The sequence below is a fragment of the Candidatus Kaelpia imicola genome (assembly GCA_030765505.1).
Classification (GTDB): Bacteria; Omnitrophota; Gorgyraeia; order Kaelpiales; family Kaelpiaceae; genus Kaelpia; species Kaelpia imicola.
In genome coordinates, this window is sequence record JAVCCL010000043.1 from 129,858 (window position 1) to 155,316 (window position 25,459).

Genomic DNA, 25,459 nt, shown 5'->3' on the forward strand with positions numbered 1-25,459 from the left:
TTATGAAAGTCGGTATTATAGGTCTGGGTACAATAGGAAGTTCTGTTATAGAGCGTGTTCTCTCTAAATATAGCTCTTCTTTAGAGGAAGTCTATATTTATGATGTAGAGAAGAGCAGCATCCGATCAGTTCTAAATAGTTATAGTTGGGCTAAAAGTCTGGATAGCCTTAAAGAGGTGGTAGCGGAGTCCGATTTTTTAATAGAGACAGCTTCAGCTTCCTGTGTTAAAGATCTTATGCCTCTGGTTGTTAAATATAGAAGGGATATTCTGGTTATGAGTACGGGTGGACTTCTTAAAGTTAAAGATTTACTATCTCAGGCAGAAGATATGGGCGTTGAGGTTATAATACCTCAAGGGGCCATTGCGGGTTTAGATGCAATTGAGGCGATTAGAGATTGGGGAATAGATAGTATAAGACTCTCCAGCTATAAGCCTCTTAGGGCTCTTAATAATGCGCCCTATGTTGTTAATAATAATATAAAGTTGGAAAATTTATATAGAGGTCTTGTTTTTAAAGGTGGTGTTAGTGAGGCAACAGAAGGATTTCCGAAAAGCATAAATGTCTCTGCTGCACTTCTTCTCCTGTCCGGTTTAGATGATATAGAGGTCAATATATATCTCTCTGGAGATAATAGCACTATAACCCATATAATCGAAGTTGAATCTAAGATATCCAGACTAAAGATTGAATGCAGGAATTACCCCTCCAGCAGTAATCCCAAGACTTCGGCTCTAGCAATTTGCTCAGCCGTTATAGAAGCAAAGAGATATATAGATAGGCATTTAAAATGATCTATGTTCAATAGATGATTAAATCCACTTCGTTTCGCAGCGGGGTTTTTATCGTACTCTTCTTAGCTCTTCTTTTAGCTTTTGCCAACTATCTATACCTTTTAAAGTCCGACGATATTTTTACAGGTGATCAAGTAGCTCATATTACAAATAGTGTCAGGTGTTACAGGTCTGGGTTTGATATTTTTAATAAGAGACAGGGCTTTGCTCTCTATCTTATATCTTCTCTTCTTTATCATCTCTTTCCTTTAAACTATTATACAGCAATTCTCTCCAATATTTTTTTCTCTCTTCTGTTATTCGGATCTGTGTATGCAATGGTTCTAAAGATTAAACAAAAAAAATCCGCTGCTATGTTTGCAGCATTTTTAATTGCAGTCTATCCGATAAGCTTTGGGCTTTCACGTTTTTATCTTCTGGAATATTCGTTAATGTCCTGGGTTGCATTGTTCTACATGCTTCTTCTCTATTGTAATAATTTTAAGAATAGGTTCTATACTGTATTAGCGGCGCTTGTCCTCGGCTTAGGCCCGATTACAAAAGAGTCTTTCTTTATATATGTAATCCCGGTTATCATCTATAAATTCTGTCTTGTTATTAAAGATAGAAGCGTAAACATAGAGAGGATTAGACTTAACCTGCTCTTTTTTCTTTCGTTTTCTTTTCTGGCCAGTTTCTGGTTTTTCTCCAGCCCCAAGGGTATTATCAACGAAGGTCTATGTAGATTATTGAGAGAGGGAGGCAATAATCCTGATATTAGTTGGTTCTCTTTAAGAAACATTACTTTCTATCTATATCCATTGGTTGATTTCAATCTCTCTCCTTTTTATGCTTTTTTGTTCGTTTCGGCTCTAGTGGTATTTTTCAAGAACAGATTTAAATTTAAACGGGAATTGGTCATCTGGTTTATTATGCCTTTTATTATATTCTCTCTCTTTCCCTGGAAGCTGGCCAGATATATTGCGGCGGTTACTCCTGCAGCAGCGGTAATTACATCTTTAGGAATAAGCACTTTTGGGAAATACCTGCGCCGGTCTCTATATCTATTCTCTGTTATCTTTGGTTTGGTGCAGTTTCTTACCTTAAGTTACGGTCTCTATCCTTTTAAAGCAAATTGTTTTATAAGAACAGAGTTTTTAAGTAAACTCTTTTCACTGACTCCGAATAGATATTGCGAAGATTTTGAAATAGCTACTCCTAATAAATCCTATAGCGGGTCTTTAGAGATTCTTGATGCTTTCGATGAGTTCAGGATAAATATGGCAGGAGGGGCGGAACCTGAGGAGATTAAGGTCTGCAGGGTGCTCAATGTAAAGTCTAAATCCGGTTATTCAGTAGAGCATTCGATATCTTCTATGCTGCCTTACTTCAATGAAGTTAAAGGCCACTATTCAATAGATTATTGTTATCTGGATGAGAGTAGAGTTTTGAACTATTTTGAAGGCAGCAGGGTAGAAGATTTAGATAAATTCGATATCTTTTTATTTTATCAGCCCGAATTATCTCTCTATATTGAAGGTAATCTAAGACTCTACAAAGAGTTGAGTTATAAAACCGGAAATATAGATAGAAGTATCAGCATCTTCTATGATGCTGATAAATATTAGTGCTTGCAAAGAGGTCTCTTTGTTGTTAAAATTCTTTCTCAAATCGGCTATAAAATAATAATCTTTAAGGAGGTATGCGATGGCGGTTAAAGTAGCTATTAATGGGTTTGGAAGAATAGGAAGACTTGTCTTCAGGGCCGGACTTAAATCCAGTGAGTTTAGTGTTGTAGCAGTTAACGATCTGCCGGTACCCGTTGAAACACTTGCTCATCTTTTAAAATATGATTCAACCTTCGGCGAGCTGGATTGCAGTGTATCTGCAGGAGATGGAGCTTTAGTAGTTGACGGTAAAGAGGTTAAGATATTGAGCTTTAAAGATCCGGAGGAGCTGCCCTGGGCAGATATGGGGGTAGATATAGTTATTGAATCAACAGGTATCTTTAGAGATAGAGAGGGAGCTTCAAAGCATATTAAGGCAGGGGCTAAAAAGGTGATAATATCAGCGCCGGCAAAGGGTGAGGATATAACAATTGTTTTAGGTGTTAATGAAAGCAAGTATAACTCTATAGAGCATAACATAATATCTAATGCATCCTGTACTACTAACTGCGTTGCTCCTATTGCCAAGGTATTGCATGAGGCTTTTGGTATTAAACATGGTCTAATGACAACAATTCACTCCTATACCAATGATCAGAAGATACTCGATTTTCCGCATAAAGATTTGCGCCGTGCCCGTGCAGCAGCAGTATCTATGATTCCCACTACAACTGGAGCTGCTAAGGCAACGGCTCTTGTAATTCCGGAGTTAAAAGGGAAGCTTGACGGTATGGCCATAAGAGTTCCTACTCCCAATGTATCGGTTGTTGATCTTGTGGTTGAGGTTGAGAAAGAGGTTGATAAAGATTCTGTCAATGAGACCTTGAAGAAGGCCTCCGAAGGCAGCCTTAAAGGTATTTTAAGGTATATGGATATCCCTCTTGTATCTAAAGATTTTAACGGCGATAACCATTCATCTATACTGGATGTTGAGATGACAATGGTAATAGATAAAACCCTTGTTAAGATCTTAAGCTGGTATGACAATGAATGGGGCTACTCTTCAAGGGTTGTCGATCTCATTGAATATCTAATTTCGCAGGGCCTGTAATTTAAAGTAGATAATTTGAAAAATAGATAAATAGAAGGTATCGGGTCTTAAAACCCCATACCTTGCGCTGTTTTATGCATATTCTGATAACGAATCCTTTTGGAATCGGTGATGTTCTATTCAGCCTTCCTATGGTCTATGCTCTTAAAAGAGAGTATCCTAACAGCAGAATAGATTATATTTGCAACAGAAGAGTAGCTGATATTCTAAGAGCGCAAGAAGATATAGAGAGAGTATATGTATATGAAAAAGATGAATGGCGTGATAGGTTTTCACAGTCAAAGTTAAAAGCAGTTAGAGATTTCAGAGGTTTTCTTAAAGTGATAAAGAGAGAGAGATATGATATCGCTTTTGATCTCTCTCTATCTCGAGAGTTTGGTTTTATGCTCTGGTTTTTAGGAATAAGGTTAAGAGTGGGCTATAATTATAAGAATAGGGGCATATTTCTAAACAGAAGTCTTCCACTTAAAGGTTTTTCGGGTAAACATTTGGTTCAATACCATCTCCGGCTTCTCTCTCTCTTAGGCTTAGATTCTAAATATCCGGAGAAAAAACTCTCTATTCCAACTGGCTATATAGAGCGGGCTAAGAGTAGGATTAACAGTATTAAGAAAAGAGACAATCTTTTGATAGCGGTGATTCCAGGTGGAGGGACCAGCTGGGGTAAAGATGCTTACAAGAAGCGTTGGGCCGATGAAAAATATAGCCGGCTTAGTTGTCTGATAGCAGGAGAGTTTAAAGCGGTTCTCTTAGTTATGGGTGATAAAGATGATAGTCTGAAATTTACTATTCCCAAAAATTGCAAAAATATTTATAACTATATGGGTCAGACCGAGATAGTTGAGTTCGCAGCTCTTATCTCTCAATCCGATCTGGTCATAACAAATGATGGCGGCCCGCTGCATATTGCGGCGGCTTTAGGAATACCAACCATATCTATCTTTGGCCCGGTGCCGGAGGAGATTTACGGCCCCTATCCTCTAAGCGTAAAACATAGGGTGATAACGGCTGATTTAAGCTGCAGGCCCTGCTATTATAAATTTAAAGTTCCTGAGTGCAATGATTATAAGTGCTTAAGCAATATAAGCGTAGATTACCTCTTTGATGAATTCAAAAAACATGTTAAATTATTAGGATTACAATATGAAGATAAAATTTCTTGATTTTGAAAGAGAGTACGACTTCTTAGGAAAAGAGGTAGAAGATATTATCTCCTCTGTCGTAAGAAAAGGCGGCTTTATTTTGGGTAGTGAACTTAAGGTGTTTGAAGAGGAGTTTGCTTCATACTGCGGGGTTAAATATGCTGTAGGTGTGAACTCCGGTACTGATGCGCTATATCTGGCTTTACTATCTCTGGGCATCAAAGAGGGTGATGAGGTGATTGTCCCTGCTTTTACTTATATAGCTACAGCCATGGCGGTCTCTTATACCGGAGCAGAGCCTATATTTTGCGATATCGATGAGGCTGACTTTAATATAGATATTGAGGATATAAAGAGAAAGCTTACTCCACGCACAAAAGCTATTATACCGGTCCATCTCTACGGTCAACCTGCTAATATGGCGGCAATATTAGATTTTGCCTCTAGAAACAATATTAAGGTGGTTGAAGATGCTGCTCAGGCTCATGGCGGAGCAATATCCGTCGGCAAAGATTTAAAGAAGGTTGGGTCTTTTTCGGATTTAGGCTGCTTCAGTTTTTATCCCACCAAAAATCTTGGCTGTTGCGGAGATGGCGGCATAGTAGTTACAGAGAGTAAGGCTCTGTATGAGAAGCTCTTAAAATTACGTGATTATGGGAGAGAGTCTAAGTATATTCATGCTATGCTTGGTTATAACTCTAGGCTAGATACTCTCCAAGCGGCTGTATTGAGCATTAAACTGAAATATTTGGATCAGTGGAATGATAGAAGAAGAGAGCTTAGTTATTATTACAATGAAGCTCTTAAGGATATCCCCGGGATAGTTATCCCTTCTGAAGGGGGCGGCCTAAAGCATGTCTACCATGTATATGTTGTTAGAGTCAAAGAGCGGGAGAGACTTATAGAACATCTCTCTTTAGGCGGTATTCCGTCTATCATACATTATCCGATACCCTGCCATCTACAGAAAGTCTACAGAGGGTCTATTAATTCCGAAGGTCTTGCTCCGGTATCAGAGAGGTTGTCTGATGAAGTGCTTTCACTTCCTCTTAATCCTTTTTTGGAAGAGAGAGAGATAGATTATATAGTTTCTGAGATAAAGAGTTTCTACTGAACAAGGCCTAAAAGCATCTTTGCCACTTGAAAGTATATCAATATTGATGTTATGTCCAGTATGGTAGTTAGAAACGGTCCTGCGGATATTGCGGGGTCTACTCCTGTTTTATGTAGAATTAAAGGCAGGATACTCCCCATGAAAGTTGCGATTGTTATAACAAGAGCCAGAGAGTAGCCTACTGTAAGTCCGAGGAAGGGGTTGCCCTGCATGAGGTAGGCTCTTAAGAATCCCAGAGCTCCCAGTATTGTTCCCAGCGTGAGCCCCATAAATATCTCCCGTTTCATGATTTTAAAGGTATCTTTAAAGCTCATCTCTCCGGTTGCCAGTCCTCTTATAATAAGCGTGGCTGATTGAGACCCGGCGTTACCGGCAGAGCCTGAGAGCATAGGTATAAAGAATGCCAGGGCTATGACTGACTCTAAGGCAAATGAGTAGTGTTTCATAAGCTGAGTAGATACGGTATATGTTATCAGCAATAAGAGCAGCCATCCTATTCTCTTTTTTGCAACGATATGGAATGGGGTTTTAAGGTAGGCTTCAGATATTGTTTCGATTGCTGCCATCTTATGAAAATCTTCTGTATCCTCTTGTTCAATAACGTCTACTATGTCATCGACTGTTATAATGCCGTGAATGTTGTCCAGGCTATCGACGACTGGTAATGCCAGCAGATCGTATTTTTTAAATAGTAATGCTGCTTCTTCCTGGTCATCGTTAAGCTGGATTTTTATAAAATTGGTATTCATTATTTCGCTTACCGTTTTCTCTGCTGGTGCCAGGAGAAGGTCTTTCAGGGAGAAGACCCCTAAAAGTCTATCTTTTTTATCAGTTACATATATGTAATATATGGTCTCTCTCTTCAATGCTGTGTTTCTTAGGATTTCGGTTGCCTCTCCAATGTTTATTTCGGGGTTAACCTTGGCAAACTCTGTTGTCATCAATGCTCCAGCGGTATTCTCCTTGTATTGGATTAGCTCTTCGACATCTCTTCTCTCTTTCTCCGACATGATTGAGAATAGTTGTTTTTTGAGCTCAGGTGTGATTCTAAGGAAGAGGTCTGCTCTTTCATCAGATGGCATCTCATCAAGAACATTCTTAAGTCTGCCTGTAGTTAAATCCTGCAGAATGAGAATCTGACTATTGTTATCCAGATAGCTAAATATCTCAGAGAGTCTATCTGAAGGTATTAATTTAACTATCTCTACTCTCTCTTCATGCTCTAATGATTGTAGTAACTCTGCGATGTCCGGGGAGAATAGCTCTGTTATTATACTTTTTATGGCAGGGTAGTCTTTACCATTCAGAAGCTCTTGTATCCCAGAGGTTATCAGGTGTTCTCTTTTCATTTTTTAGATAGAACTTTAATAAGCTTTGAAAAATATGGTATGAAAATTGGATAATTTAATCAAGCAAAATCTGTTATAGTGGAGTATGTTAGTTAACAGTAGTCTATTTAGTGCAATATGTTAATAAAATTGGTGTAATTATGAGTATAGAATCAATTGAGACAAAGATTATTGAGGGTCTCAATGCTCAGCAGAAGAAGGCTGTTCAGCATGGAGATGGTCCGCTTCTAATCATAGCAGGTGCCGGAACAGGCAAGACTCTGGTATTGACAAGAAGGATAGTAGATCTTATCTCTTCTAAAAAAGCATATCCTAAAGATATTCTGGCATTGACTTTTACAGAGAAGGCTGCCGAGGAGATGGAAGAGAGAGTAGATATTTTAATGCCCTACGGTTATACCGATATGATGATATCTACATTCCATGCTTTTGGAGATAGGGTCTTAAAAGAGAATGCTCTTGAGCTTGGGTTATCTCCTGATTTATATGTTCTATCCCGCGCTGAGCAGATTATATTTTTCAGAGAGCATCTTTTTGAATTTCCTCTGAATTATTTTAGACCTCTGGGCGATCCCACCAAGTATGTTGAATCTATTTTGGCTCTGATATCACGTGCTAAAGACGAAGATCTATCTTCCGAAGAATATCTTAACTACGTTGACGGTTTAAAGAGAGAGTTAAAGAATAATCCCGATGATAAGGTCTTAAGTGAAAGGATCAAAAAAGATGAAGAGGTAGCGTTATCCTACCAGAAATATCAGAAGATTTTGCACAGAGAGTCTAAGATTGATTTCGGTGATCAGGTCTATCTATCTTTAAAGCTTTTTAGGGAGCACCCGGCTATTCTTAAAGAGTATCAGGACAGATTTAAATATATTCTTGTAGATGAGTTTCAGGATACAAACCATTCTCAGTTTGAACTGCTTAAGCTTCTGGTGGGCGATAGAGGTAATATTACTGTTTGCGGTGACGATGACCAGTCAATATACAAGTTTAGAGGGGCGGCCTTAAGCAATATTATGGAGTTTATGGATATATATCCTGATGCAGAGAAAATAATATTAAAAGAGAGTTACCGTTCTAATCAAAAGATACTTGATTTTGCCTATCGTTCCATATCTTATAATAATCCCGATAGACTTGAGGTTAAGGAGAATTTGGATAAGAGATTAAAAGCTAACTTTAAAGAAGGCAGCGGGGTTAAATATTACAATTTCGATACTCTATCTGATGAATCCGATTGGGTCTCTTTCAGGATAGAGAGAATGGTAAAAGAGGAAGGGTACTCCTATAAAGATTTTGCAATTTTAGTACGTTCCAATAAAGATGCAGACCCGTTTATAAGATCATTGAATATAAGGTCTATTCCGCTGAGGTTTTCCGGTAGCGAGGGTCTCTATTTTCAGGAAGAGGTAAGATTTTTCATCTCTTGGCTCAAATTTTTAACCAACCCCGACGATAGCCTTAGTCTATATTATATCCTATCTTCTAAGCTTTATGGCTTTAAGATAGAGGTTCTATCTTTAATGATGAGTAGAGCAAAACTTCTTAATCGTTCTCTCTATTATTTAATTGCTCATTTTAAAAAAGATGATATAGCAGATGTTTTTATAGACGATGAGAGTTCCGGGAAGATAGACTCTTTCTTAGAGAGTCTGGATGATCTCTTTCGTCTCTCTTTGAATATGAATACAGGCCAGCTTCTGTTTGGAATTTTAAACCAGAGCGGCTACCTTAAGACCTTAACTTCAAAAGGGCTAGAGGCAGAGTCTGAGATAAAAAATATTGCCAGGTTTTTTGAGATAGTCAGAAGTACCTCCCGCATTTTAACCAACGACGATATCTACAATTTCACGCCCTATCTTAATTCTCTAATGGAGGCTGGAGATGATCCTTCACTGTCCGAACCTGACTACGATATTGACTCTGTAAACGTTTTAACAATACATAAGGCTAAAGGATTGGAGTTTAAGATAGTCTTTTTGGTCAGTCTTGTCTCGGATAAATTTCCGGTAAGGAGGAGGAGAGAGGCGATAGCTTTGGCTGATGATCTACTCAGAATGAAGGAGCATTGGCTTCCTGAGGGCGATCCTCATATCCAGGAGGAGCGGAGACTTTTTTATGTGGGAACGACAAGGGCCAGAGAGATGCTTTTTCTGAGCTCGGCCCGTGATTATGGCGCAAAGAGAGCCAAGAAAGCATCTCTATTTGTAATGGAGGCACTGGACTTACCTAAGCAGCCGGGGGTAGCTCTTAAATCTTCAGCCTGGGAAGTTATTCAGCGCTCCAGGGCCCGGGAGTTTGAAAGAACGGAAGAGCCTAAACCGCTTAGGAGCGATGAGCTATTGAACTTAAGTCACCTGCAGGTCGATGACTATTTTACCTGTCCGCTTAAGTATAAGTATATTCATATTCTCAGAATTCCCGTCATTCAGCACCATAGTGTTATCTATGGCAAAGCGATACACGATGCTATTCAGATATACCTCAGAGAGAAGATAAAAGAGAGAAGCATAGCTTTGAATTTAATACTGGATGTTTTTAAGAGCTCCTGGATATCTGAAGGTTTCTTGACCAGAGAACATGAAGAGATGAGGTTCTATGAGGGCGAGGAGCTGTTAAAGAAATTTTATGAGAATGAAGAGTCATCCAAGATAAGACCTACTTATGTCGAAAAAGAGTTTGTCTTCTTAATTGATTACAATCGGATCTCAGGGCGCTGGGATAGGGTGGATATAGTCGATAATAGGGTAAGTATAATAGATTATAAGACTTCAAATGTAGATGATTACAGCAGAGCTCAAAGGAAAGCAAAAGAGAGTTTACAGCTTGGAATATACGCATTGGCTTACAAGAGAATATTTGGCTCTATTCCTGACTCTCTGCAGCTCCACTTTATAGATTCCGGAATTGTAGGTAGTGTTAGTTTTAAGGAGCAGGATTTAAAGAACGTGGAGGAGAGGATATCTTTTGCCTCCAAAGGGATCAGGGAGAGAGATTTCAATCCCAAGCCAAGTTATTTTGCCTGTGCTTATTGCGTCTTTAAAAATATATGCCCTTTTACACTTAAAGGAGTTTGATTATGCTATATCTTTTAGATGGTTATAATGTTTTAAGAAGAATGCAGGATCTCTACCCTGGTATTGCAGGAGAGAATAAAGAGTCTCTGATTAGTTTCCTCTCTCATTATAAACCTCAGGGCAGGAATAACGCCATTGTTTTTTTTGATGGTTATGGAGATATGTCCAATAGTTATGGTAAAATTAAAGTTCTCTTCAGCAGAGATATTTCAGCTGATGAACATATTCTTGAATTTTTAAAGAAAAGTCAGAAGCAGAAATGTTATTATCTTGTAACTGATGATAGAGAGCTGGGTTTTAAAGCCGGGAATTTTGATGCCAGAGTTATAGCGGTAACTGATTTTGTGGGCGCCGTATTTAAGAGAAAGAGAAGAGAAGAAAAAGAGAGCAGCGATAAGATTAGTCCGTTTTCACCTCAGGCTTATGAGATAAATAAAGAATTGGAGGATCTATGGTTGAAAAGAAGAAGAAATACTGGGTGAGAGAGTGGACAGAATCTATTGTTATAGCTTTGGTCGTCGCTCTTTTTATACGGACTTTTATAGTCGAGGCGTTTAAAATTCCTTCCGGTTCAATGAAACCTACACTGGAAGTAGGAGATAGGATATTCGTCAACAAGATGGTATATAGGTTTAACGATATTGAAGCAGGGGATATTGTGGTATTCAGGTATCCTAAAGAACCCAAAAGGTATTTTGTCAAAAGGCTTGTTGCTAAAGGTAATGATAAGGTCCAGATAAAAGACGGCAGTATCATAGTAAATGGCGAGGTTCTCAAAGAGCCCGATATTTTTAAAAACAATTATTACTATAATGCTGAGGAGTATGGACCTCAGGGGCGGATTATTACTATACCTGAGAATCAATATTACGTTTTGGGTGATAATTCAGCCTTCTCTAAAGATTCTCGTTACTGGGGGTTTGTGCCCAGAAAAAATATTGTCGGTAAAGTATTTCTGCGTTTCTGGCCTCTCTGGCGGGTTGGACTTGTTAGGTGATTGACTTTTCAGTAAAGATGGATATAATTGTTTCTATTAAGGAGGTGTAATGATGTTAAGAATTTTCTTTGCATTAGTTTTATCGGTAGCCTTAATCTCAGGTTGTACTACAACCCAAAAAGGTGCGGCTACTGGTTCTGCATTGGGAGCTGGTATAGGTGCTATTATAGGACATCAATCTGGTGATACAGCTGAGGGTGCTGTTGTCGGTGCTGCAGCCGGCGGTCTTGCAGGAGCTTTAGTGGGTGAACAGATGGATACTCTCTATTGTCCTGTATGCGGCAGAAGATTTACCAGCGGTAATCAGTATTGCCCTTACGATGGCAGTGAGTTAAAACCTCTTCAAAAATAGCAGCTCTCTTATTGTGAATATTGCTAATTTCATTAGCGCATTAAGGTTAGTTGTACTCCCTTTTTTTATAATAGCAGGCTGTTCTTATTCTGCTGGCGAGGAAGTATTAAGATATGTAATTTTAGGGCTGTTGCTATTCTCTTTTATTACAGATGCTTTAGACGGTTTTATTGCCAGAGCAAAGGGAATAACAACTAAGATCGGTGCTTTTCTTGATCCCCTATGCGATAAACTTCTAATAAATGCGTCGTTTCTTATACTTGTATTTAAGCCGGAGTTTAAAGGGGCTCTGGGTCTTCCCGTCTGGGTCGTTATAGTAGTATTCTCAAGAGATTTTTTTATAGCACTGGGAAGCTTTATACTCCACATGGAGGGTAAGCTTCATATCGTACCATCTTACCTGGGTAAGATTGCTGTGTTTTTGCAGATGACATCAATAATATCAGGTTTTTTGCTCCTCCCGTATACACCGTATATCTGGCACCTTACAGGTATAATCACAGCTTTAGCTGGAATAGGCTATTTTATTAGAGAGATTCGCGCTTAAAAATGTCATCCTATCCTGTAGTTGCAATTATTGGCAGACCCAATGTAGGCAAGTCTACTCTCTTCAATCGTCTCTTAGGTACAAGGCGTGCAATTATAGAGAAGAGCAAAGGGGTTACAAGAGACAGGGCATATGGCGACATAGAGTGGGATGGTGCCTACTTCACTCTTATAGATACCGGAGGTATTGTAACTTCAGAGGATCTTAAAAAGGATATCTCTGTTAAGGTTAGAGAGCAGAGCTTAAAAGCTATTCGAGAGTCTGATATTGTAGTTTTTGTTGTTGATGCAGCAGAGGGACTCCATCCATTGGATGGGGAGATAGCAGATATCTTGCGTATAGAAGAGAGAGAGGTTGTAGTGGTGGTAAATAAAGTGGATAATCAGAAGATGGAGCCGGCTCTCTCTGAGTTTTACGGTCTTGGCATAGATAATATAGTTGCTATCTCAGCCATGCATGGAAGAGCGGTAGATTTACTGTTAGACATTCTAAAAGAACGCCTTCCTCTGGTACCTCAAAGAGAAGAGCTGAGCGGAGCTATCAAGCTTGCTATCATAGGCAGACCCAATGTAGGCAAGTCCTCTTTCTTAAATGCGGTTTTGGATGATGAGCGTGTTCTGGTTGACGATAAGCCTGGAACTACAAGAGATGCGATAGATACGTTTTTAAAATTTAAAGATTCTGAATTTATTCTTATTGATACTGCCGGAATAAGACATAGAGGCAAGATAAAAGCAGGTATTGATTATTTTAGTTCTGTTAGGACTAGAAAAGCAATAAGTGAGGCTGATATCGTTCTCTTTATGATAGACGGTTATGACGGGATAAGGAAGGACGATCTCCATTATATTTATAACATCTGGGAAGCTAAGAAGGGAATGGTCTTAGGTATAAATAAAAGAGATCTGATTGAAAAATCCTTGGGCGAATATGAAAAGTTAATAAAAGAGAGGTTGCCTATTGTAGAGTATATGCCTATTGTCTATTTCTCAGCTAAAGAGAGAGAGGGATTAGAAGAGGTGCTTCTAATTGCTAAGGCGGTCTATGAGAATATGGGCTTGAGGATAAAAACATCGCAGCTAAACAGTTTTATTGAAGAGATAAAAGATTCTCATCCCGGTATGGCCAGAGGTAAGAAGATTTTCAAGGTCTATTACGGTGCTCAGGTTGATACCTACCCTCCCAAGATGGTCTTTACCGTCAATCATCCCGAATTAATAAAGAAGAACTATCTAAATTTTCTTGAGCGAAGATTACGCCGTAAATTTGGATTCTTTGGCTCGCCTATTAATATGGTATTTAACGGGAAAAAGGAGAGATAGTTGTGGAAAAGATAGTCTTTATCTTCTTTGCTTACATAGTAGGGGGGATTCCGTTTGCTTATATTACATCCAAGGTTTTTTCCAGAGTTGATATCAGAAAGAGAGGCAGTGGTAATGTTGGTGCGACAAACGTGCTTAGAGTTGTCGGTCCAAGCGCCGGAATATTAGTTCTTTTGCTGGATATTCTTAAAGGTTTTTTGATTATAAAACTGGCACCTCAAAGCGTTGTCTACCTATCAGGCTTGGCTGTTATTGTTGGCCACTGCTGGACCCCTTTTCTTCGCTTTAAAGGCGGTAAAGGTGTTGCAACTACTATGGGAGTTCTTTTAGGCATAAATCCTATGTTCTGTCTATATACTGTCTTAAGCTGGCTTGTTATATTTAGTATTTTTAAGATTGTTTCGCTCTCTTCGATCTCAGCAGCTTTGATTTTACCTATTATTCTTCTTGTCAGAGCTGAGCAGCCGCTTTTATTGGTCTTTGTAGCTATATATTCAGCCCTCATAATATTTCGCCATCAGGATAATCTTATTAGATTGATAAGAAGGGAAGAGAAGAAGATAAAGTTCAAAAGCAAAGGTTAAAGTTCGGTTGCAGAGTTTAGGACGATTAGATATAACTAGGTTTTATGTCTAAAGTGGTATGACTCTCTTTTCTTGTAAATTTTTCCAGAACATCAACAGGTAAAAGAACTTAGATACGAAGCATACAGCAGATTAGATAAAGCCGGAGAGTAGTTCCTTCCTTAGCTGCAAAACATTAATGGTAGCAAGATAGGTTATTTATTGTGTACTTTATAAAAATATTTACAAAACTTGATTTTACTATGTTTAGATGGTATAAATACAGTAAGGAGATAGAATTGTGAAAGAACTTTGCTATAAAAGGGAACTTTCAGAAGATCGGAGAAAGAAATATATCTCATTTCAGAGCTGCCTGGAAAATTGCGGTAAGAGAGTTGAAATATATAAGAATTACAGCTACGATATAAAAGAAGAGAGAGTTATCAGGTCTCAGTCGGAGTTCAACGATATTGTTAAGAAGATTTATAATGGAGATGCTTTAAATCATCTCTACATTAAGAAGATTGTGGATTCTGAGTCAGGTAGGGTTACTTTAAGTTATATCGGTAAAGGTGAGCTCTTTGCTCTTTACAAAAATAAGGTCTACAGGGTTTTATATAAGCACGAGCATGTTGTCGAGACTTATCCTGTTCAATAAAATTTTTCCCATTTTTTTTCTGTAATCGCAATATAATTTAGCCGGAGATATCAGGCTTCGTTTCTTTTCAATAAATATTTATGCAGATATTGAACTATTGTTAGATAGGGTAGTCTTCTCTATACAACCCTAATATTTTAAGTGCTTCAATAGATATCTCTTCAGCTCTTTGAACAATAGAATCTAATCTGTTGACAAGATCCGATCTTCTTAATTCATCCCATGCTTCCATTTCAATTCTTCTAACATCCTCTTTTTTAATATCAAATTGTACTGCTACCTCTTTTAGGGGTAGCCTATATAAATCCCTCAACACCAGAATCTTTGCTTGCTCTTCAGGTAAGCTGCGTATTGCATTCAATATATAGTGTGTCATAGCTATTTCACACATAACAAACTGCTCATAGAGCGGCTGAACTGCTTCATCATCTCTATGATTTACAAATGATTCGAAAAGCGAGGGATCATACGACATATGCTCTAAGAAAAGAGCCCCGCGATACATTCCCACTGCACGAGAAATAAACAAGTTTATCCTTTCTGATGCTGATGAAACAGCTTTATTTTCCGGAGGTTCTAAACCTATATCTTTGAAAAAAGGTAATAAAAGTCCTTCTAGCTCTGCATCTCTAGTAACTATAGAATAAGCTACGCTTTCTACTTGTATCGCATAATGCTGAAAATTATTATATGTTTGCTGCGAAATAAAATCATCAATTGATGGAAAAGTAATTATTAAATCATTTCCTGAGGATAAATCTAATCCATGACTGCTTCCTTCCTGTATATGAATAGAAGAAAAACTTTCAAAAAAATCTAGCATTCCATAGTAACTCATATTAATCAATAGCTGCTCCTTTATTTTAAATTCCTGTTCTTTAAACAGGGAGTCAACGCTAATATGTAAACTTTGTACTGCTCTTGATAAAGCTTCAAATTTTCTTTTTATAATTGGGCATACCTCTGTAAGCTCTTGTTTAGTATACGCCCTCTCCATCTCTGGTATTCCTGTCAACAATTCTAGGTTTCTCCTTATATTAAAAGGTGGATTTAATTGATACATAGTTGGAGTTCTTCCCTCCTGAGGAGTTAGCTTGCTCTCCTGTACTACTTCTAATACCCCCACCCCAACTAGCAAATTCGTATAATAATGCACAGATTGATATGGTTCTCCGGTTAAATGTATAATATCTTGTCTAGAAAAAACAGAAGGTAAGTCACCCTTTTTAATAGCATCAAAAATAAACGTGTGGCCGTATTCGATGGATCTCTCCTTAGAATCGTTTGTTTTTATTCTTCTGGCGTACGCATCATCAGAAGATAGATAGATAAGCGAAAAAACTATCAATAGAATACCACCTGTTTTTAGATTCATTTTAAATATTTTTATTCCCCTTCTATTGAAAATATACCATAGTTTTATATAAAGTCAAATTGGTTAAAAAAGAACTACTGTTAACAAAAACATGCGTGTTGTTGCACTTTTATTTTTTAATATTTAATTTTTGATTTAACTGCCTTATACTGTAGCTACTATGAAGCCGTTAGTAATTATTCCTGCACATAACGAAGAGAGATTATTGGGCGGGGTTTTAGAGGATATATTAAGACCCAACCTTTTCGACGTTCTTGTTATCGACGACGGTTCTATAGATGATACTTATCAGCTGGCGGGCTCTTATCCGGTTGCAGTGTTAAAAAATGAGATCAATATGGGTAAGGGTGCTGCGTTAAAGAGGGGTTTTGACTATGCAAAGAGCAGGGGCTACAGAGATATTATCGCAGCCGATGCTGATGGACAGCATAGAGTAGAAGACCTAATTGTTATATATAACGTATCTTTAAACTCAAGTGCTGATATAATCATAGGAAATAGAATGTGGCATCCGCAGAATATGCCCTGGATAAGAAAGGCGACAAATACCCTGATCTCTAAAGCGCTCTCTTGCATTGCTAAGGTATATATTCCGGATACACAGTGTGGTTTGAAATTATTAAGAGAGCATACGCTTTCAGATTTAAGCATATCCAGCAATAAGTTTGAAGTTGAATCAGAGATACTGCTTAAGGCTATAAATAGGGGATATAGAATAGAGTCTGTCAATATCTCATCAGTTTACATTGAAGGCAGGAGGAGCCATATCAGGCCTTTTCGAGATACGATACGTTTCTTGAGGTATTTTTTCAAAGTTCTCTGCAGTAGATGAATAGTTTTAAATCTCAGCTATTAAAAATGGTAGAATCTCAGATCCAAACCCGCGGCATAAAAGATAATAGATTGCTCGCGGTTATGAAAGAGGTAGAGAGAGCCTCTTTTGTTCCGAAGAGTGTTAAGGGCAGCGCCTATACAGATAGCCCTCTGTCTATCGGAGATGGTCAGACAATATCTCAGCCTTTTATAGTTGCGCTTATGACAGAAGCACTATCTTTAACAGGAGAAGATAGGGTTTTGGAGATTGGGACAGGGAGTGGATATCAGACTGCAATACTTTCATTGTTATCGAAAGAGGTCTACACCGTCGAGAGAATATCTTCACTTATTGAAAAAGCAGAGTTCCGTTTGAAAAATTCTGGTTACCATAATATATCTTATAAACTGGACGATGGCAGTCTGGGCTGGGAAGAGTATGCTCCTTACGATAAGATAATGGTAGCTGCAGCTTCTCCGGGGATACCGGAACCATTAATCCGGCAATTAAATCCCGGGGGAAAAATTGTTATTCCTTTAGGCGATAAAGATTATCAGAAGTTAACTTTGGGGATAAAAGAAGATCAGGGTATCAAAGAAAAGGTGCTTTGCGGTTGTTTCTTTGTGCCGTTAATAGGCGAACATGGTTTTTAAGGATAGATTATGAAAAATATTGTTTGGGTAATTTTGGTTGCAGCCGCACCCGTTCTAGAATTGCGGGGTGCGATACCTCTGGCTATAAAGATGGGACTTGATCCTTATGAGGTTTTTCTCTTCTCCGTGATCGGAAATATCCTGCCTGTTCCTATCCTGCTTTTTGTTTTCTCTCCAATCACCAAAAAATTGAGAACCCTGTCCTTTTTTTCAAAATTCTTCAATTGGCTGGAAGAGAGAACTAAACGTAAAACAACTCTAATTGAAAAGTATGAATTTATAGGTCTAATTCTTTTTGTTGCAATTCCATTTCCGACGACAGGTGCCTGGACCGGTTCTTTTGCCGCTAGCATCTTCAAGATGAGATTTACAAGGGCCTTTCTTGCGATCACACTAGGGGTTATTATTGCGGCTATTATTGTGAGTTTAATATCCTGGAGTGGGTTTTCGTTATTTAAATCATAGCCGATGAGATTTGAATTAGTAAGCAATTATAGGCCCATGGGAGATCAGCCTGAAGCAATAGAATCTTTGACTAAAGGCTTTAGGTCTTCATCTCGGCAGACTCTTCTTGGGGTTACCGGAAGCGGTAAGACTTTTACGGTTGCCAATCTGATAAAGAATCTGGGTTTATCTACTCTTGTTATCTCGCATAACAAGACTCTTGCAGCCCAGCTTTATAGAGAGTTTAAAGATTTCTTTCCTCACAATGCTGTTGAGTATTTTGTAAGCTACTATGATTACTACCAGCCCGAAGCGTATATTCCTGCTACGGATACTTATATAGAGAAGGATGCAGCTATAAATGATGAATTGGATAAATTGAGGTTGAGGTCTACATCAGCTCTTATGAGCAGAGATGATGTGATAATAGTTGCATCCGTATCCTGCATTTACAACCTTGGCTCTCCGCAGGAGTACAGAGAGCTTTTATTTGAGCTTAAGAGAGGAGATTCCATATCCAGAGACGATATTCTTAGAGGGCTTGTTGATATTCAATATGGAAGAGATGATATTGAACTAAAGAGAAAATTTTTTAGGGTAAAGGGTGAACTTATAGATATCTTTCCTGCATATGCTGAGTCTCCATGCCGTATTCAACTCTACGATGATAGGGTGGTCAGGATTTCAGAGATTGATCTTATAACAGGTGAGATAGTATCTGAACTAAATAGATTCTTGCTTTATCCGGCAAAACATTTTGTTGCAGCGGAAAAGAGTATCAATTCAGCACTCTTATCCATAGAGGATGAGTTGAAAATAAGGACAGATGAACTTAAGAATGAGAATAAGATCCTTGAATATCAGCGGCTTCTTTCAAGAACCAGGTATGATATTGAGATGCTGAAAGAGGTTGGCTACTGTCACGGGATTGAGAATTATTCCAGGCATCTGTCGAATAGGTCTTCTGGGTCCCGCCCATGGTGTCTGCTTGATTATTTTCCCAAAGATTTTCTTTTAATCATAGATGAGTCTCACGTTAGTCTTCCTCAGATAAGAGGAATGTATAATGGAGATAGGGCTAGAAAGCAGACTTTAGTTGACCACGGTTTCCGGCTTCCGTCCTGTCTGGATAACAGGCCTTTAAAATTCGACGAGTTTGAATCTTTGCTAAGCAGGGTTCTCTATGTTTCAGCTACGCCGTCAAAATATGAAGTAGAGAAAAGTAATCTCCAGGTCGTAGAGCAGATCATAAGACCTACAGGAATCTTGGATCCTGAGATAGAGGTTAAGCCTGCTGACTCCCAGATTGAGGATTTAATATTTCAGATAAAAAATAGAGTAAAAAAGAATGAACGGTCGCTGGTAACTACTCTCACAAAGAAGATGGCAGAGGATCTATCTTCTTACCTTTCTGAGCTGGGGGTAGAGGTTGCATATCTCCATTCCGAGATAGATACGATTAAAAGAGTCGAGGTCTTAAAAGACCTGCGTTTAAGAAAGATTGATGTTATAGTAGGGGTCAACCTGCTTAGAGAAGGGCTTGACCTTCCGGAAGTATCTTTAGTCGCCATTCTCGATGCCGACAAGGAGGGTTTCTTGCGTTCTGGGATATCTCTAACACAGGTTGCAGGCAGAGCTGCCAGAAATATAAATGGGAGAGTCATTATGTATGCCGATAAGATAACAGAGTCGATGAGATTTACGATATCAGAGACAGAGAGAAAGAGAACTATACAGCTTGAATATAATAGGAAACATAATATAAAGCCTAAGACCATTCAGAGAGCTATAGCTGATTATCTGGATTTTTATAATGATTCCAGACAGATGGTTAGAGAGGCTGCAGGGGAGAGAGGCGGATTGGAGCTCCAGTTTTTAATAGCCGAGCTTTACAATGATATGGAGGAGGCAGCGAGAAACCTCTATTTTGAAAAAGCGGCCAAAATAAGAGATTTAATATCGAATTTGAAAGATAAGAATAGTATATCTGAGGATGAGATTTTGAAAATATTAAAAGATGTCCCGGGTAAAAAAAATGTCAAAAAGATTAAATCAGATAAAAATAAAAAAAAGGATTAAGCCGGGCACTATTGCTTCTGAGGTAGTTGTTCTAGATAACATTGGCTCTACTCAGGATTATATCTTTGAGAATTTGGACAGTCTTAAGGATGGTGCGGTAATAGTTGCAGAGAACCAATCAAATGGATACGGCCGGATGGGTAGGGTTTGGCATTCGTCTTATGAGAGAGGTCTCTATATGAGTATATTGTTTAAAGGGGTTTTCTCTCCTTCAAGATATTCTGGTCTTACTATGCTGGGTTCGCTCTCTCTCTGCCGCTATCTAAGGCTGGAGTATGGTTTTGATTTTAAAATGAGATGGCCAAACGATGTTATGTTTAAGGGTGATAAGCTGGCAGGTATTCTGGCAAATATGAGAGATGGTGTTATTGGGCTGGGCTTCGGGGTTAATATCAATCAAGATCTAAGTGAGCTCCCTGATATGGCGACCTCTGTCTTCTTACTTAAAGGAGAAGAGATTGATAGGAATGTTTTTATTTCTAATTTTCTTAATCGGTTTCAGGAAGATCTAAAAGATTGGGAAGCGGAACCTTTTAGACACTTAAGAAAGCTCTGGCTCGATTTTGCTTTACTCAAAGGAAAAGAGATTACTGCCTCGACAAGCAGTGGTATAATCAGGGGAACTGTCGAGGATATAACAGAGGATTGTGGATTGATAATAAGAGGGGATATGGGCTATAAGATTGTACTCTCTGCTTCAGAGTTGATAAAGATAAGATGATATGAAAAATACTCTGTTAATAGATTTAGGTAATACGAATATCGGGGTAGCTGTTAAATCTAAAGGCAGCCTTGATAAGCCAGAAAGATTTAGCTTTGAAAATTTAGAATCTTTCAGGGCCTATTTGATGAACAAGGATTTTAAGAGAGTAGTCATGGTATCTGTTGTCCCAGAAAAAGAGAAGGTCATTGAAGTTCTTTTGAGAGAGTTCTCTGCTCAGATAGAGATAGATAAAGTGGGTGAGAATGTAGATATCCCTATCATAAGTAATTATGACAAAAATTCTAAGCTGGGTAAAGATAGATTACTCAATGCCTACTTTATTAAAGAAGAGATTGGCTTCCCTGCTATATCTGTGGATATTGGCAGTGCTATTACGGTAGATCTTGTTTCGGCCAAAGGGGAATTTCAAGGCGGTATTATTTTTCCGGGTTTTAAGACTATAGCCAGAGTACTTAAAGATAAAACCGAGATCTTACCGGAAGTCAATTTCGATTTTATTCCCCAGGGTTATTACGGCAGCAATACAGAAGATTGTATCAAGATTGGGGTTCTCACTGCTGTTAGCAGTCTAATGAATAGAGTGATAGAGAATTACAAAAAAATAGAGAGAAATAATAGCTTAGTAGTTATAACCGGTGGAGATGCTCGATTGATGCTTGATAACTCAAAGATAGATTTTATCCATCTTCCAGAGCTAACAATTAGCGCTTTAAGCCTTATATCTTCCTTAAAAGACTAATAAATGTAAAATATAGCCTTCTATACCTCTATCATCTTCTTTAGTCCTATAATGATTTAAAAACAATTCATATTCTTGTTTGCATATAATTCTTTTTAGTTGTATTGTTTTATTTCAAGATTTAGCACTCGATTATTGTAAATGCCAAAACAAGGAGGTAAAAGATGAATGTCAAGCCATTAGGTGACAGAATTTTGGTAAAACCTATGCAGGCGGAAGAGAAAACCAAAGGCGGTATTCTACTTCCAGACACAGCAAAAGAGAAACCTCAACAGGGCGAGGTTGTTGCTGTGGGCCAGGGAAAGACTCTGGAGACGGGAGAGGTAAAGAGCCCTGAGGTTAAAGTTAAAGATAAGGTTTTGTACGGTAAGTATTCCGGAACTGAAGTAACAGTTGAAGGTGAAGAGTATCTTATCATAAGAGAAGACGATATACTTGCAATAGTAGCATAATTAGGAGGTAATAAAATGTCAGCAAAACAACTTTTGTTTGACCAGGAAGCAAGAAGAAAGATTTTAGAAGGGGTTGAGAAATTAGCTTCGGCAGTTAAGGTTACATTAGGCCCTAAGGGGAGAAATGTTATTCTGGATAAAAAATTCGGTTCTCCTACAATAACAAAAGACGGAGTTACAGTTGCAAAAGATGTTGAACTTGAGGATCCTTTTGAAAATATGGGAGCACAGCTCGTAAAAGAGGTAGCAGAAAAGACCTCCGATGTTGCAGGTGATGGAACTACTACTGCAACAATACTTGCAGAGGCTATCTATAGAGAGGGTCTTAAGAATGTTACAGCAGGTGCAAATCCTATGGCACTTAAGCGTGGGATTGAAAAATCTGTTGAGAAGATCGTTGAGGAATTAAAGAAGCTTTCTAAGCAGGTTAAGGATAAGAAAGAGATTACTCAGATTGCAACGATTGCAGCCAATAATGATATTTCAATTGGTGAGTTGATAGCTGAAGCTATGGAAAAAGTTGGTAAAGACGGTGTTATTACAGTTGAAGAGTCTAAGACTCTCTCAACCAACCTTGAAGTTGTAGAAGGTATGCAATTTGACCAGGGTTACCTCTCTCCGTACTTTGTAACGGATACAGAGAGAATGGATGTGATCTTAGAGGATCCCTACATCCTTATATATGAAAAGAAGGTCACTGCTGTTAAAGATCTCTTGCCTTTACTTGAGAAGATTGCAAGAACGGGTAAAGCACTTGTGATAATCGCTGAAGATCTTGAAGGTGAAGCCCTTGCAACTCTTGTTGTAAACAAGATTCGCGGAACACTGTCCGGATGTGCTGTTAAGGCTCCAGGCTATGGTGAAAGAAGAAAAGCGATGCTTCAGGATATTGCAACTTTAACCGGCGGCCGTGCTATCACAGAGGATCTTGGTATTAAACTTGAGAGTGTTGAGATAGAAGATTTAGGTAGAGCTAAAAGAGTGAATATAGATAAAGATAATACAACTATTATAGGTGGAGAGGGTGCCGTTAAGGATATAGAGGCAAGAATTGCGCAGATAAAGAAGCAGATTGAAGATTCTGATTCTGATTATGATAGCGAGAAGCTGCAGGAGCGTTTGGCAAAGTTAGCCGGTGGCGTTGCTGTAATCAACGTTGGCGCTGCAACAGAGACTGAGATGAAAGAGAAGAAGGCTCGTGTTGAAGACGCGTTACATGCAACACGTGCAGCGGTTGAAGAAGGAATTGTTCCTGGAGGTGGAGTTGCGTTTTTGAGAACAATACCTCAACTTGAATCGTTGAAGCTTGACGGTGATCAGCAGGTAGGAGTTGATATTATACGCCGGGCATTAGAAGAGCCTATAAGACAGCTTACAATGAATGCAGGGGAAGAGGGTGCGATAATACTTGAGAAAGTTAAGAATGAAAAGCTTGAAGTGGGTTACGATGTCAATCTGTCAGAGTATGTCAATATGTTTGAGGCAGGTATAATAGACCCGACAAAAGTTACAAGGAGTGCTTTAGAGAATGCATCTAGTATAGCATCGCTACTTCTTACAACAGAGGTTCTTATATCCGATAAGCCTGAAGAGGATAAGGGTTCTGCTATGCCGGCTGGCATGCCTCCTGGAGGAATGGGTGGAATGTATTAAGCTTGAATAGATAGGCAATTTTATTAAAGCCCCGGATAAGTCCGGGGCTTTTTTGTTGCAGCTTTTCTTAATATACCTGTTGTCAACACAGGTTTACATAATAGGTCTTTTAAGCGCCCTTTTTAGTCTCTTCTCTCAATTCTTTTTATAAAAAATCCTCTGTTTTGAGCTTAGTTTGCGGGTATTTAAGACCTAATTCTTTTTTTGGCATAAAATTTGCTTATTAAACTACAAAGGCCGGGAGAACAAAAACCAAAAGGTTTTCCTAAAGGCAGAAGCCGAGGCCTAATGAAAGAATCCCTTCCTTCCGAGCTTGCTCGGAAGGAGGACCAAAAAAGCTCTCTGAAAAGAAAAAGAAAAACGAAAGAGGAGACCCAAGTCCTTCTCAGGCCCCCGCCTGTGGCCAAGCCCCTCCTCCTAAATCAAAAACTCGGGTCTCCCTTTTTTTATTTTTTTAAATTTTCCCTTTTTTCCTTGACACTGATTCCTTTCTAAGTTATATTTAACCGAAGTCTGGTTAGATTGGTAATAAAGATAAATGGGTAAAGACCTGAAAGATAGGGGGTTTTTATCCTATCTTTTGTTTATTAAGAGGCCCTTGTAGCTCAGACGGTAGAGCACGTCCTTGGTAAGGACGGGGTCAGCGGTTCAAGTCCGCTCGAGGGCTCGGAAGTTAAAGCATAGTATGATTGAATGCTTAATCAGGAGGTGAAAGATGGCTAAAGAGAAGTTTGAACGGACAAAGCCGCATGTAAATATTGGAACAATAGGACACGTTGATCACGGTAAGACAACGTTAACATCAGCTATAACATCTATTCTTGCTCAGTTAGGTTTGGCGGAACAGAAGAAGTATGAAGATATAGATAATGCACCTGAGGAGAAGGAGCGTGGATTAACAATCAATATAGCACATGTCGAATATCAGACAGAGGCGCGTCATTACGCGCATATAGACTGTCCCGGACATGCTGACTATATCAAAAACATGATCACAGGAGCTGCTCAGATGGATGGAGCCATACTTGTGGTTTCGGCGGCAGACGGGCCTATGCCTCAGACAAGAGAGCATATACTTCTGGCGCGTCAGGTAAATGTACCTGCAATAGTTGTATTTTTAAATAAGACAGACCAGGTAGACGATGAAGAGTTAATAGATTTAGTTGAGCTTGAAGTAAGAGAGCTGCTTTCAAAATATGAGTTCCCCGGTGATGAGATACCTGTTATAAGAGGCAGCGCTCTTCAGGCCGGTGAGTGTGCTTGCGGTAAAGAAGATTGCGGGAAGTGTAAACCGATCTTTGAACTGATGAAAGCAGTAGATGATTATATCCCTACGCCGAAGAGAGACGTGGATAAACCGTTTTTGATGGCGGTTGAGGATGTCTTTACAATAACAGGGCGCGGGACAGTCTCAACAGGAAGAGTAGAGCGCGGAAAGATCTTATCAGGTTCCGAGGTAGAGCTTGTAGGCTTACGCGATACACGTAAGACTGTCGTAACATCAGTTGAGATGTTTAGAAAGATTCTTGATGAAGCAATGGCAGGAGATAATGTAGGGCTGCTCTTAAGAGGAGTAGAGAAAGATGATATAGAGAGAGGTATGGTTATAGCCCAGCCTGGAAGTATCACACCTCATAAGAGATTCAAATCTCAGGTATATATCTTAGCCAAAGAGGAGGGCGGCCGTCATACCCCGTTCTTTAACGGTTATCGTCCGCAGTTCTATTTCCGGACAACAGATGTAACAGGCGTTGCAGCACTTCCTAAAGGAGTTGAGATGGTAATGCCCGGTGATAATGTTGAATTTGTAATAGAGTTAATCAAGCCCGTAGCACTTGAGAAGGAACTGCGTTTTGCTATCCGTGAAGGCGGTAGAACGGTAGGTGCCGGGGTTGTTTCTGAAATTATAGA

Annotated in this window: 24 protein-coding genes and 1 tRNA gene; 23 read left to right on the top strand and 2 right to left on the bottom strand. The window is 38.9% G+C overall.

The genetic code is table 11. From position 1 onward, the window contains the following. The first annotated feature begins 2 nt into the window (after nt 1–2). The 5 genes from P9L98_07190 (at nt 3) to P9L98_07210 (ending at nt 5,747) form a co-directional block, all read left to right on the top strand. The gene (locus P9L98_07190; protein MDP8217073.1) at nt 3–794 is read left to right on the top strand and encodes a DUF108 domain-containing protein; all 792 of its coding nucleotides are present in this window, start codon (nt 3–5) and stop codon (nt 792–794) included. A gap of 14 nt (nt 795–808) precedes the next feature. After that, nucleotides 809–2,401 carry a phospholipid carrier-dependent glycosyltransferase gene (locus tag P9L98_07195; protein ID MDP8217074.1) on the top strand — a complete coding sequence of 531 codons (1,593 nt, stop codon included), beginning with the start codon at nt 809–811 and terminating at the stop codon, nt 2,399–2,401. A gap of 79 nt (nt 2,402–2,480) precedes the next feature. Next, entirely contained in the window at nt 2,481–3,491 is a 1,011-nt protein-coding gene (gene gap / locus P9L98_07200) for a type I glyceraldehyde-3-phosphate dehydrogenase (GenBank protein ID MDP8217075.1), read from the top strand. Between the two features lie 74 nt (nt 3,492–3,565). Then, the gene (locus tag P9L98_07205; protein MDP8217076.1) at nt 3,566–4,654 is read left to right on the top strand and encodes a glycosyltransferase family 9 protein; all 1,089 of its coding nucleotides are present in this window, start codon (nt 3,566–3,568) and stop codon (nt 4,652–4,654) included. After that, a complete protein-coding gene (locus P9L98_07210) occupies nt 4,635–5,747 on the top strand; it encodes a DegT/DnrJ/EryC1/StrS family aminotransferase (GenBank protein ID MDP8217077.1) in 1,113 nt (370 codons plus the stop codon). Before P9L98_07205 ends, P9L98_07210 begins: the two co-directional genes overlap by 20 nt. On the opposite strand, the gene mgtE is transcribed toward P9L98_07210, so the two are convergent. Then, nucleotides 5,741–7,096, bottom strand: a complete 1,356-nt coding sequence (mgtE, locus tag P9L98_07215) for a magnesium transporter (protein MDP8217078.1) — start codon at nt 7,094–7,096, stop codon at nt 5,741–5,743. The genes P9L98_07210 and mgtE overlap by 7 nt on opposite strands. Nucleotides 7,097–7,236: 140 nt before the next feature. On the opposite strand from mgtE, the gene P9L98_07220 reads away from it, so the two are divergent. The 8 genes from P9L98_07220 (at nt 7,237) to P9L98_07255 (ending at nt 14,615) form a co-directional block, all read left to right on the top strand. After that, entirely contained in the window at nt 7,237–10,176 is a 2,940-nt protein-coding gene (locus P9L98_07220; protein MDP8217079.1) for an ATP-dependent DNA helicase, read from the top strand. 2 nt (nt 10,177–10,178) lie between these two features. After that, nucleotides 10,179–10,658: an NYN domain-containing protein gene (locus P9L98_07225; GenBank protein MDP8217080.1), complete on the top strand. Its 480-nt coding sequence runs from the start codon at nt 10,179–10,181 to the stop codon at nt 10,656–10,658. After that, complete coding sequence (gene lepB / locus P9L98_07230; protein ID MDP8217081.1) at nt 10,628–11,173, top strand: signal peptidase I; 546 nt, start codon at nt 10,628–10,630, stop codon at nt 11,171–11,173. Before P9L98_07225 ends, lepB begins: the two co-directional genes overlap by 31 nt. Nucleotides 11,174–11,222: 49 nt before the next feature. Continuing rightward, a complete protein-coding gene (locus P9L98_07235; protein ID MDP8217082.1) occupies nt 11,223–11,525 on the top strand; it encodes a YMGG-like glycine zipper-containing protein in 303 nt (100 codons plus the stop codon). Nucleotides 11,526–11,538: 13 nt separating this feature from the next. Further along, nucleotides 11,539–12,072: a CDP-alcohol phosphatidyltransferase family protein gene (locus P9L98_07240; GenBank protein ID MDP8217083.1), complete on the top strand. Its 534-nt coding sequence runs from the start codon at nt 11,539–11,541 to the stop codon at nt 12,070–12,072. A gap of 2 nt (nt 12,073–12,074) precedes the next feature. Then, nucleotides 12,075–13,394 (top strand): ribosome biogenesis GTPase Der, encoded by a 1,320-nt coding sequence (der, locus tag P9L98_07245; GenBank protein ID MDP8217084.1) that lies wholly within the window; start codon nt 12,075–12,077, stop codon nt 13,392–13,394. A 2-nt stretch (nt 13,395–13,396) separates the two neighbouring features. Continuing rightward, nucleotides 13,397–13,978 (top strand): glycerol-3-phosphate 1-O-acyltransferase PlsY, encoded by a 582-nt coding sequence (plsY, locus tag P9L98_07250; protein ID MDP8217085.1) that lies wholly within the window; start codon nt 13,397–13,399, stop codon nt 13,976–13,978. Nucleotides 13,979–14,258: 280 nt separating this feature from the next. Next, nucleotides 14,259–14,615 (top strand): hypothetical protein, encoded by a 357-nt coding sequence (locus tag P9L98_07255; GenBank protein ID MDP8217086.1) that lies wholly within the window; start codon nt 14,259–14,261, stop codon nt 14,613–14,615. Nucleotides 14,616–14,715: 100 nt separating this feature from the next. On the opposite strand, the gene P9L98_07260 is transcribed toward P9L98_07255, so the two are convergent. Further along, on the bottom strand, nt 14,716–15,990 hold the full coding sequence (locus P9L98_07260; GenBank protein MDP8217087.1) for a sigma factor-like helix-turn-helix DNA-binding protein: 1,275 nt from the start codon (nt 15,988–15,990) through the stop codon (nt 14,716–14,718). Between the two features lie 160 nt (nt 15,991–16,150). On the opposite strand from P9L98_07260, the gene P9L98_07265 reads away from it, so the two are divergent. The 10 genes from P9L98_07265 to tuf form a co-directional block, all read left to right on the top strand. Then, entirely contained in the window at nt 16,151–16,822 is a 672-nt protein-coding gene (locus P9L98_07265) for a glycosyltransferase family 2 protein (GenBank protein ID MDP8217088.1), read from the top strand. After that, nucleotides 16,819–17,457: a protein-L-isoaspartate(D-aspartate) O-methyltransferase gene (locus P9L98_07270; protein ID MDP8217089.1), complete on the top strand. Its 639-nt coding sequence runs from the start codon at nt 16,819–16,821 to the stop codon at nt 17,455–17,457. The genes P9L98_07265 and P9L98_07270 overlap by 4 nt, the downstream gene beginning before the upstream one ends. A gap of 9 nt (nt 17,458–17,466) precedes the next feature. Beyond that, on the top strand, nt 17,467–17,922 hold the full coding sequence (locus P9L98_07275; protein ID MDP8217090.1) for a small multi-drug export protein: 456 nt from the start codon (nt 17,467–17,469) through the stop codon (nt 17,920–17,922). A gap of 3 nt (nt 17,923–17,925) precedes the next feature. Then, nucleotides 17,926–19,980, top strand: a complete 2,055-nt coding sequence (gene uvrB / locus P9L98_07280) for an excinuclease ABC subunit UvrB (GenBank protein ID MDP8217091.1) — start codon at nt 17,926–17,928, stop codon at nt 19,978–19,980. After that, the gene (locus P9L98_07285) at nt 19,937–20,701 is read left to right on the top strand and encodes a biotin--[acetyl-CoA-carboxylase] ligase (GenBank protein ID MDP8217092.1); all 765 of its coding nucleotides are present in this window, start codon (nt 19,937–19,939) and stop codon (nt 20,699–20,701) included. Before uvrB ends, P9L98_07285 begins: the two co-directional genes overlap by 44 nt. A 1-nt stretch (nt 20,702) precedes the next feature. Then, entirely contained in the window at nt 20,703–21,443 is a 741-nt protein-coding gene (locus P9L98_07290) for a type III pantothenate kinase (GenBank protein ID MDP8217093.1), read from the top strand. Between the two features lie 164 nt (nt 21,444–21,607). Then, nucleotides 21,608–21,895 (top strand): co-chaperone GroES, encoded by a 288-nt coding sequence (groES, locus tag P9L98_07295; protein ID MDP8217094.1) that lies wholly within the window; start codon nt 21,608–21,610, stop codon nt 21,893–21,895. A 15-nt stretch (nt 21,896–21,910) separates the two neighbouring features. After that, a complete protein-coding gene (gene groL, locus P9L98_07300; GenBank protein MDP8217095.1) occupies nt 21,911–23,548 on the top strand; it encodes a chaperonin GroEL in 1,638 nt (545 codons plus the stop codon). A 594-nt stretch (nt 23,549–24,142) separates the two neighbouring features. Next, nucleotides 24,143–24,215: transfer RNA gene (locus P9L98_07305), tRNA-Thr, on the top strand. A gap of 48 nt (nt 24,216–24,263) precedes the next feature. Next, on the top strand, nt 24,264–25,459 hold a 1,196-nt coding region (gene tuf, locus P9L98_07310; protein MDP8217096.1), incomplete at its 3' end, for an elongation factor Tu.

Excerpts from the sequence above, each read along its gene's own strand:
- P9L98_07190 (MDP8217073.1), top strand. The coding sequence starts at position 3 with ATGAAAGTCGGTATTATAGGTCTGGGTACAATAGGAAGTTCTGTTATA.
- P9L98_07195 (MDP8217074.1), top strand. The coding sequence starts at position 809 with ATGATTAAATCCACTTCGTTTCGCAGCGGGGTTTTTATCGTACTCTTC.
- gap (MDP8217075.1), top strand. The coding sequence starts at position 2,481 with ATGGCGGTTAAAGTAGCTATTAATGGGTTTGGAAGAATAGGAAGACTT.
- P9L98_07205 (MDP8217076.1), top strand. The coding sequence starts at position 3,566 with ATGCATATTCTGATAACGAATCCTTTTGGAATCGGTGATGTTCTATTC.
- P9L98_07210 (MDP8217077.1), top strand. The coding sequence starts at position 4,635 with ATGAAGATAAAATTTCTTGATTTTGAAAGAGAGTACGACTTCTTAGGA.
- mgtE (MDP8217078.1), bottom strand. The coding sequence starts at position 7,096 with ATGAAAAGAGAACACCTGATAACCTCTGGGATACAAGAGCTTCTGAAT.
- P9L98_07220 (MDP8217079.1), top strand. The coding sequence starts at position 7,237 with ATGAGTATAGAATCAATTGAGACAAAGATTATTGAGGGTCTCAATGCT.
- P9L98_07225 (MDP8217080.1), top strand. The coding sequence starts at position 10,179 with ATGCTATATCTTTTAGATGGTTATAATGTTTTAAGAAGAATGCAGGAT.
- lepB (MDP8217081.1), top strand. The coding sequence starts at position 10,628 with ATGGTTGAAAAGAAGAAGAAATACTGGGTGAGAGAGTGGACAGAATCT.
- P9L98_07235 (MDP8217082.1), top strand. The coding sequence starts at position 11,223 with ATGATGTTAAGAATTTTCTTTGCATTAGTTTTATCGGTAGCCTTAATC.
- der (MDP8217084.1), top strand. The coding sequence starts at position 12,075 with ATGTCATCCTATCCTGTAGTTGCAATTATTGGCAGACCCAATGTAGGC.
- P9L98_07260 (MDP8217087.1), bottom strand. The coding sequence starts at position 15,990 with ATGAATCTAAAAACAGGTGGTATTCTATTGATAGTTTTTTCGCTTATC.
- P9L98_07265 (MDP8217088.1), top strand. The coding sequence starts at position 16,151 with ATGAAGCCGTTAGTAATTATTCCTGCACATAACGAAGAGAGATTATTG.
- P9L98_07270 (MDP8217089.1), top strand. The coding sequence starts at position 16,819 with ATGAATAGTTTTAAATCTCAGCTATTAAAAATGGTAGAATCTCAGATC.
- P9L98_07275 (MDP8217090.1), top strand. The coding sequence starts at position 17,467 with ATGAAAAATATTGTTTGGGTAATTTTGGTTGCAGCCGCACCCGTTCTA.
- uvrB (MDP8217091.1), top strand. The coding sequence starts at position 17,926 with ATGAGATTTGAATTAGTAAGCAATTATAGGCCCATGGGAGATCAGCCT.
- P9L98_07285 (MDP8217092.1), top strand. The coding sequence starts at position 19,937 with ATGTCAAAAAGATTAAATCAGATAAAAATAAAAAAAAGGATTAAGCCG.
- P9L98_07290 (MDP8217093.1), top strand. The coding sequence starts at position 20,703 with ATGAAAAATACTCTGTTAATAGATTTAGGTAATACGAATATCGGGGTA.
- groES (MDP8217094.1), top strand. The coding sequence starts at position 21,608 with ATGAATGTCAAGCCATTAGGTGACAGAATTTTGGTAAAACCTATGCAG.
- groL (MDP8217095.1), top strand. The coding sequence starts at position 21,911 with ATGTCAGCAAAACAACTTTTGTTTGACCAGGAAGCAAGAAGAAAGATT.